The organism is Sulfitobacter sp. HI0027 (assembly GCF_001634775.1).
Lineage (GTDB): Bacteria > Pseudomonadota > Alphaproteobacteria > Rhodobacterales > Rhodobacteraceae > Sulfitobacter.
Window position 1 is genome coordinate 1 of record NZ_LWER01000169.1, and the last position, 217, is coordinate 217.

Annotated in this window: 1 protein-coding gene; it reads right to left on the minus strand. The window is 63.1% G+C overall.

Features of this window, described 5'->3' with window-relative positions:
• Positions 1-217 (minus strand): flavin reductase family protein (locus tag A3722_RS10735; protein WP_201722011.1); only part of this gene is annotated, 217 nt, incomplete at both ends.

Here is a 217-nt window from a genome sequence, read left to right on the forward strand (position 1 = left end):
GGTCGAACATCAGCCCCGCCGCGCCATCCTCGCGCAGGGCAACCTGTTGCACATGGCCCAAAATCAGCGAATGATCGCCCGCCGGATGCACGGCGTAGGTGTTGCAGTGAAACCGGGCAAGGCAGCCCGAAAAGGTCGGCACGCCTGCGGCATCTTCGGTCCAATCGAAACCGGAAAGTCGTGACCCTGACCGGCGAACCGCTGGGCCAAATCCTCT